At 69.2% G+C, this 7,636-nt stretch carries 6 protein-coding genes; 5 read left to right on the top strand and 1 reads right to left on the bottom strand.

Features of this window, described 5'->3' with window-relative positions; all coding sequences use genetic code 11:
- Positions 1-11: 11 nt before the first annotated feature.
- Entirely contained in the window at positions 12-2,432 is a 2,421-nt protein-coding gene (locus STRTUCAR8_RS39530) for a transglycosylase domain-containing protein (RefSeq protein ID WP_006381990.1), read from the bottom strand.
- A 246-nt stretch (positions 2,433-2,678) separates the two neighbouring features.
- Between STRTUCAR8_RS39530 and STRTUCAR8_RS39525 the strand changes: the two genes are divergently transcribed.
- The 5 genes from STRTUCAR8_RS39525 to STRTUCAR8_RS39505 form a co-directional block, all read left to right on the top strand.
- Positions 2,679-3,626 carry an SPFH domain-containing protein gene (locus STRTUCAR8_RS39525; RefSeq protein WP_006381988.1) on the top strand — a complete coding sequence of 316 codons (948 nt, stop codon included), beginning with the start codon at positions 2,679-2,681 and terminating at the stop codon, positions 3,624-3,626.
- The gene (locus STRTUCAR8_RS39520; protein ID WP_006381986.1) at positions 3,623-3,901 is read left to right on the top strand and encodes a type II toxin-antitoxin system antitoxin; all 279 of its coding nucleotides are present in this window, start codon (positions 3,623-3,625) and stop codon (positions 3,899-3,901) included. Before STRTUCAR8_RS39525 ends, STRTUCAR8_RS39520 begins: the two co-directional genes overlap by 4 nt.
- A gap of 193 nt (positions 3,902-4,094) precedes the next feature.
- Positions 4,095-4,622: a PadR family transcriptional regulator gene (locus tag STRTUCAR8_RS39515; RefSeq protein ID WP_006381989.1), complete on the top strand. Its 528-nt coding sequence runs from the start codon at positions 4,095-4,097 to the stop codon at positions 4,620-4,622.
- The gene (locus STRTUCAR8_RS39510) at positions 4,619-5,308 is read left to right on the top strand and encodes an ABC transporter ATP-binding protein (protein ID WP_006381987.1); all 690 of its coding nucleotides are present in this window, start codon (positions 4,619-4,621) and stop codon (positions 5,306-5,308) included. Before STRTUCAR8_RS39515 ends, STRTUCAR8_RS39510 begins: the two co-directional genes overlap by 4 nt.
- The coding region (locus tag STRTUCAR8_RS39505; RefSeq protein ID WP_044473677.1) for an ABC transporter permease at positions 5,305-7,636 on the top strand (2,332 nt) is incomplete at its 3' end. The genes STRTUCAR8_RS39510 and STRTUCAR8_RS39505, both read left to right, overlap by 4 nt.

Here is a 7,636-nt window from a genome sequence, read left to right as displayed (position 1 = left end):
GTCGTACACGGCTACTGCCCGTCGTCCCCGGGCGGATCAAGGATGACGCCGCCGTCGTCGGGCGTCGGAGTCGGGGTCGGCGTCGGGGTCGGCGTGGGAGTGGGGGTGGGGGTCGGTGTGGGAGTCGGCGTCGGGGTCGGAGTCGGGGTCGGCGTGGGAGTCGGCGTCGGGGTCGGCGACGGCGACTCCGAGGTGCTCTCGGTCGGGGTCGGGCTGGGCGTCGGTGTCGGCGTGGGCTTCACGCCCGCGCCGAACGAGGTGTCCAGGTCGAACTTGGTCACCTTGCCCATCGTGCCGAAGGTGTACTCCGCCCAGATCTTCGCCGGGTAACCACCACCGTTGATCCGGCCTCCGCCGGCGCTGATGAGACCCGTGGCGCCCGTCAGGGAGACCTGCTTGTTGGCCTTCGTGTCCTCGCCGAACATGCCCACCGAGGTGACCAGGCCGGGCGTGTAACCGGTGAACCAGGCCGACTTGTTCTCGTCGGACGTACCCGTCTTGCCGGCCACCTGCTGGCCCCTGCGGTTGTCCGCCTGGGCCACCGACGCCCGGGCCGTACCGTCGTCGACCACGCCCGTCAGCACCGACGTGACCGCGTCGGCGGCCTCGGGGGTGATGATCTGCTCGCCGAGCGGGGAAGGCATCTCGACCGTACGGTCCTTGTGTTCGGCCGTTTTGATGACGGCCGGGGTGACCTTGCGGCCGTGGTTGTCGAGGGTGGCGTAGACGCCGGCCATCTCCAGCGGGCTCGCGCCCATCGTGCCGAGGGTCTGCGCGGGCACCGCCTGCAACCCGGTGGTGTCCAGGCCGAGTTCGTCCGCGACCTTCATGACCTCGGACATCCCGACGTCGACGCCCATCTGCGCGAACACCGAGTTGATCGACTTGTTCATCGCGGTCTGGACGGTGACGTCGCCGTAGTCCGCGTCGTCCTCGTTCGGCGGGCCGAAGCCGACCTTCTTGCCGTCGGAGACGACCTGCCGGCCACTCGTGCCGTCGTAGATCGTGTTCGGGTTGATCAGGTCGCCGTCCTGCGTACGCGCCTCCTCCTCCATGGCCGCCGCGAGGATGATCGGCTTGAAGGTGGACGCGGGCTGGTAGTCACGCCGGGTCGCGTTGCTGATGTAGTGCTTGAAGTAGTCGGTGCCGCCGTACAGCGCGAGTACCCGTCCGGTCTTCGGGTCGACGGACGCGGCACCGGCCTGGACGTTGCCGTCGACCTTGCGCTTCTTCGCGTCGAGCTTGCTGGTGAGCTGGCTCTTGACGGACTTCTCCAGCGCGGTCTGCTTCTTCCGGTCGATGTTGAGCGTGATCGTCCAGCCGCCCTTGTCGACCAGCGCGTTCGCGCTGTTGGCGTCGTCGGCCGTGCCCTGCGCGACGAGTTGCCTGGCCAGCTCGTTCTTCGCGGCGTCGACGAGGTAACCGGTCTGGCCCTCCAGCCCCGGAGCGCCCTTCGGGTCCTTCGGGAACGGGAACTTCATGGCGTCGCGCTCGGTCTTGTCGAGCCAGCCTTCCCCGACCATGTTGTCGAGTACGTAGTTCCAGCGGGCCGTCACGAGCTTCTTGCCGACGGGCGAGGCGACCGCCCAGTCGTACTGGCTCGGCGCCTGGAGCAGCGCGGCCAGGTACGCGCCCTGCGCGACGCTGAGGTCCTTGGCGTCGACGCGGTAGTAGGCCTGCGCGGCGGCCTGGATGCCGTAGGAGTCGCGGCCGTAGTAGTTGGTGTTGATGTAGCCCGCGAGGATGTAGTCCTTGGTCCTCTTCTGGTCCACCTTCAGCGAGATGACCAGTTCCTTCAGCTTGCGCGTGATGGTCTGGTCCTGCTCCAGGTAGTAGTTCTTGACGTACTGCTGGGTGATCGTCGAACCACCCTGCTTGCCCTTGCCGGACAGCGTGTTGATCAGACCGCGGGCGGTGCCCTTGAAGTCGACGCCGGCGTCCTTGTAGAAGGACTTGTTCTCGGCGGCGACGAAGGTCAGCTGGACCTTCTTGGGCACCTCGTCCAGGTCCACGATCTCGCGGTTGACCGTGCCGGTGCGGGCGAGGACGGCGCCGTCGCTGTACTTGTAGACGTTGCTCTGCTTCTCCGCGGCGGCGTTGCCCGCGGGCACGTCGATCATCAGGTACATCACGACGAAGGCGCCCATGCCGAGCAGCAGGAAGCCGAAGAACGCGCCGAGGATCTTCTTCCAGGTGAAGAGCCGGCGTAGGAAACTCTTACCTTCCTTGCCGTTCTTGCCCTTCTTGGCGCTCTTGCCGCGCGCCGCAGCCCTGCTTGCCGCCCTGCCCGGAGTCATGGTCGCGGTCGCGGTCCCGCCCTCCGTACCGGTCTCCGCTCCGGTGTCGGTCGAGGCGTCCCTGGAGGAACTCTTCGGCGCCGCGCGGCGGCCACCGCGATGCTGCCGCGCTCGTCTCTCGTCCGCTCGTCCCATGGGTCGCTTCGCTCCGCTTCCTTCTTCGCACAGGTTCGTGGCTCAGGTCAGCTCAGAAAACTAACACCGGCTGATAAGACGACGAGCTTTCGAGCCCCCCTTTTCCGGACGTGACAATCAGCACCCGCCCCACTGGAACCGACCACCGGGGGGTGCGGAAGGTTGCCGGATCCCCTAAAGTGATATCACTTAGCTAGAACGCTGCTAGGCTCTGGCCGAGACAGCCACGAAACGGGGGAACCATCCATGACCACGCACGACTCCACCGCGACCGCCGACCCCGACGTCGATCTGCCCGACATGCCCGACCCGCAGGTCCGGGAGTTCCCGGCCCGCAGCATCGGCGGCGGCGCCGCCCTGCTGCTGGGGCTCCTCGGACTCGCGCTCGGCGTCGGTCTGATCGTCGGCGCCACAACCGTCTCCGACGGCGGAGCCAAGGCGGCCCTGATCATTCCCGGCGTGCTGATCAGCCTCTCCGCCTTCATCGCCATGTGCGGTCTGAACATGGTCGCGCCGGGCGAGGCCCGGGTGGTCCAGCTCTTCGGGCGGTACCGGGGGACGATCAGGCAGGACGGGCTGCGCTGGGTGAACCCGCTCACCTCGCGCTCGAAGATCTCGACGCGGGTACGCAACCACGAGACCCCCGTCCTCAAGGTGAACGACGCCTACGGCAACCCGATCGAACTCGCCGCCGTCGTGGTCTGGAAGGTCAAGGACACCGCGCAGGCCAGCTTCGAGGTCGACGACTTCCTGGAGTTCGTCGCCACCCAGACCGAGGCGGCCGTCCGGCACATCGCCATCGAGTACCCGTACGACGCCCATGACGAGGGCGGGCTCTCACTGCGCGGCAACGCCGAGGAGATCACCGAGAAGCTGGCCGTCGAGCTGCACGCGCGCGTGCAGGCGGCCGGCGTCCAGATCATCGAGTCCCGCTTCACCCACCTCGCGTACGCTCCCGAGATCGCCTCGGCGATGCTCCAGCGGCAGCAGGCGGGGGCGGTCGTCGCGGCGCGGCGGCTGATCGTCGACGGCGCGGTGGGGATGGTCGAGGCCGCGCTCGCCCGGATCGCCGAGCAGGACATCGTGGAGCTGGACCCGGAACGGAAGGCGGCGATGGTGTCGAACCTCCTGGTGGTGCTGTGCGGCGACCGCGCGGCGCAGCCGGTCGTGAACACGGGGTCCCTGTACCAGTGAGTGATCCCTCCGGGGGTTCGGCCGCCGAGAACCCCGAACACACCGAGCGCCGGCCGCGGCAGCAGCGCAAGCAGGTGCTGCTGCGGCTGGACCCTGCCGTGTACGACGCGCTGGCCCGGTGGGCGGGGGACGAGCTGCGCTCGGCCAACGCGCAGATCGAGTTCCTGTTGCGGCGGGCCCTGGCGGAGGCGGGAAGGCTGCCCGGGGAGACGGGTCCCATCCCCCGGCGCGGGCGTCCCCCTGGCGGCTCCGCCCCCAGACCCCCGTCGGCCTGAAGGGCCTCGTCCTCGATCGCCGGGCGGGTGAATGTGCCCGCCCGGCGCTGCGACGCTCGCCCCCGGCAGCCCGGTGACAGAACCGTGACAACCGGCTCCCACCTGCGCACTCATCGCCCCACCCCTCCTGGCTCCATGATCTATACACGGCATGTATACACACCACGTATACCCCGTGCGTATAGTCCTCCCCATGTCCATCGGTCACACCCTCCTAGGGCTCCTGGAGTCCGGCCCCCGGCACGGCTACGACCTGAAGCGGGCCTTCGACGAGAAGTTCGGTCACGATCGCCCGCTGCACTACGGGCAGGTCTACTCGACGATGTCCCGGCTGCTGAAGCACGGGCTCGTCGAGGTCGACGGCATCGAGGCCGGCGACGGTCCCGAGCGCAAGCGGTACGCGATCACCGACGCCGGGATCACCGACGTACAGCGGTGGCTCGCGACGCCCGAGAAGCCCGAGCCGTATCTGCAGTCGACCCTCTACACGAAGGTCGTCCTCGCGCTGCTCACCCATCGTGACGCCGGTGACATCCTCGACACGCAGCGCGCCGAGCACCTGCGGATGATGCGCATGCTGACCGAGCGCAAGCGCAAGGGAGACCTCGCGGACCAGCTCATCTGCGACCACGCCCTGTTCCATCTCGAAGCCGATCTGCGCTGGCTGGAACTGACCTCCGCGCGCCTCGACAAACTCGCTCTGGTGGTGACGTCCCGATGACTCCTCCTCCCGGTTCCCTGCTCGTCGCGAGCGAACTGCGCAAGGCATACGGTCCGACCAACGCGCTCGACGGCGCCGAGTTCTCGATCCACCCCGGTGAGGTCGTCGCCGTGATGGGCCCGTCCGGGTCCGGCAAGTCGACCCTGCTGCACTGTCTCGCCGGGATCGTCCCGCCCGACTCCGGCTCGATCATGTACGCCGGGCGGGAGATGGCCGGGATGAGCGACGCCCAGCGCAGTCTGCTGCGGCGCACCGAGTTCGGGTTCGTGTTCCAGTTCGGGCAGCTCGTGCCGGAACTCACCTGCGTCGAGAACGTCGCCCTCCCGCTCCGTCTGGCCGGGACCTCCCGCAAGGAGGCCGAGCGGACCGCGCTCTCCTGGATGGAACGGCTCGAGGTCGACGACCTCAAAAGCAAGCGGCCCGGTGAGGTGTCCGGCGGGCAGGGTCAACGAGTCGCCGTGGCACGGTCGTTGGTCACCAGCCCCCGGGTGCTGTTCGCCGACGAGCCCACCGGCGCCCTCGACTCGCTCAACGGCGAGCGGGTGATGGAGCTGCTCACCGAGGCCGCCCGGTCGACCAACGCGGCCGTCGTGCTCGTCACGCACGAGGCACGGGTGGCCGCCTACTCGGACCGCGAGATCGTCGTACGGGACGGGAAGTCGCGGGACATGGAGCGCGTCGTATGAGCGGGAGGCAGTGGACTAGGGACCTGGCCATGGGGGTCCGGTTCGCCTTCACGGGCGGGCGCGAGGGCTGGGGGCGGGTCCTGCTGACGGCCGTCGGGGTCGGGCTCGGGGTGGCGCTGCTGCTGCTGACGACCGCCATCCCGAGCGCGCTGGCGGCCCGGGACGATCGCAACGACGCCCGCACGGACGTCGTGTACGTCGACAAGCAGATGCCGAAGGCCGACAACACACTGGTCGTCGCCAGAGTCGACACGACCTTCCGCACGGACGACATACGCGGGCGGGAACTGGAACCCGAAGGGGTACGGGCGCCGTTGCCGCCGGGGATCGACAGGTTCCCGGCGGTCGGGGAGATGTTCGTCTCGCCCGCTCTCGAACGACTGCTGAAGTCCGGTGACAACAAGCTGCTGCGGGAGCGGCTGCCGGACCGGATCGTCGGCACCATCGGAGACAGCGGGCTCGTCGGACCGGCCGAACTCACCTTCTACCGGGGCGGCGAGGGGCTCGCGGAACACTTCTCCGGCGGTGTGGTGGCACGGCTCGACCGGTTCGGGGACCCGCATCCGACGTCCGAGGGCATGGACCCCATTCTGCTCCTCCTCACCCTCGTCGTCTTCCTGGTGCTGCTGATGCCGGTCGGCGTCTTCATCGCCACGGCCGTACGGTTCGGCGGTGAGCGGCGCGACCGCCGGCTGGCCGCGCTGCGGCTGGTCGGGGCCGACGGCATGATGACCCGGCGGATCGCCGCGGGCGAGGCGTTCGCCGGCGCCGCGGTCGGGCTCGTCCTCGGCGCCGTGTTCTTCCTCATCGGCCGTCAGACAGCGGCTTACGTCTCCATCCTCGACCTGAGTGTGTTCCCCAGTGACCTGAATCCGGCGCCCGCGCTGGCCGTCCTGGTCGGGGTCGTGGTGCCGGTGGCCGCCGTGCTGGTCACCCTGTTCGCGCTGCGCGGTGTGGTGATCGAACCGCTCGGTGTGGTGCGTACGGCCCGGCCCCCGCGCCGTCGGCTGTGGTGGCGGCTGCTGCTGCCGCTGGGCGGGGTCGCCGCGCTCTCCCCCATGATCGGGCAGGGCAACGACTCGGGGAACTTCAACGACTTCCTCGTCATCGCCGGTGTCTCGATGCTGCTCATCGGGGTGACCGCGCTTCTGCCCTGGGTCGTCGAGGCGGCGGTCGCCCGGCTCGGCTCCGGCGGACTTTCCTGGCAACTGGCTGTCCGACGACTTCAGTTGAGCAGTGGTACGGCGGCCCGCATGGTGAACGGCATCGCGGTGGCGGTGGCCGGCGCGATCGCGCTCCAGATGTTCTTCTCAGGGGTCGCCGGCGCCTACGAGACCCCGTCGAAGGAGAATGTCGAGCGGGCCCAGATGGAGGTCGGCATGCCCTACGACGTCCCGCTCCTCCCGGTGGGCAGGCAGCTTGCCGAGACCGAGGGCGTTCGGAAGGTCACCGTTCTCTTCTACGGTTCGGTGAGCGAGAAGGCCAAGTCCCCGCAGAAGTACACCGAGGTGACCATCGGCGACTGCGCGGCGCTGCGTGAGGTGGGCCGGCTCCCCTCGTGCCGGGACGGCGACGTCTTCACCGTAGAAGGTGCCGACTACTACACGGACACGCCCTCCCTGCAGGTCAAACCGGGCCTGAAGGTGTGGGTCACCCCGCGCAGTCTGCAGTCCGAGACACCGGCGGTCGCCTGGACGGTGCCGGCGGGCCTCAAGCAGGCCGACTCGCGCGAGGACCCGTCCGGGGGCGAGAACGGTGGCATTCTCGCCACGCCGGGCGCCCTGCCCAAGGGGATCGTGGCGCAGGCCGCCGGACGCGTCTTCGTCAGCCTCGATCCCAAGGTGGCGGACGCCCCCGACCATGTCCGCAACACGGCGGCGCGGATCGACCCCCTGGCGGATCCCCAGATCTGGACGGCCACCAACCGCACGAGGCAGTTCAACTCGATCCGCACCGGTCTGTTCGTCGGCTCCGCATGCGTCCTGCTGCTGATCGGGGTGAGCCTGCTGGTCTCCCAGCTGGAGCAGCTGCGCGAGCGCCGGAAGCTGCTGTCGTCGCTGGTCGCCTTCGGCACCCGGCGGCGCACGCTGAGCCTGTCGGTGCTGTGGCAGACGGCGATCCCGGTCGGACTGGGGCTGCTGCTGTCGACGGGGGTGGGGCTGGTCCTGGGCGTCGTCCTGCTGAAGATGACGAGCAGGTCGCTCGGCGTCGACTGGGCCGCCGTACTGACGATGACCGGTATCGGCGCGGGCGTCGTGCTGCTGGTGACGGTGCTGAGTCTGCCGCCGCTGCTGCGGATGATGCGGCCGGACGGCCTGCGCACGGAGT

This window comes from Streptomyces turgidiscabies Car8, from assembly GCF_000331005.1.
Classification (GTDB): domain Bacteria; phylum Actinomycetota; class Actinomycetes; order Streptomycetales; family Streptomycetaceae; genus Streptomyces; species Streptomyces turgidiscabies.
This window is presented reverse-complemented; position numbering and strand designations above follow the sequence as displayed.

Bases quoted from the DNA above. Each gene is read 5' to 3' on its own strand.
- STRTUCAR8_RS39530 (WP_006381990.1), bottom strand. From the start codon at position 2,432: ATGGGACGAGCGGACGAGAGACGAGCGCGGCAGCATCGCGGTGGCCGC.
- STRTUCAR8_RS39525 (WP_006381988.1), top strand. From the start codon at position 2,679: ATGACCACGCACGACTCCACCGCGACCGCCGACCCCGACGTCGATCTG.
- STRTUCAR8_RS39515 (WP_006381989.1), top strand. From the start codon at position 4,095: ATGTCCATCGGTCACACCCTCCTAGGGCTCCTGGAGTCCGGCCCCCGG.
- STRTUCAR8_RS39510 (WP_006381987.1), top strand. From the start codon at position 4,619: ATGACTCCTCCTCCCGGTTCCCTGCTCGTCGCGAGCGAACTGCGCAAG.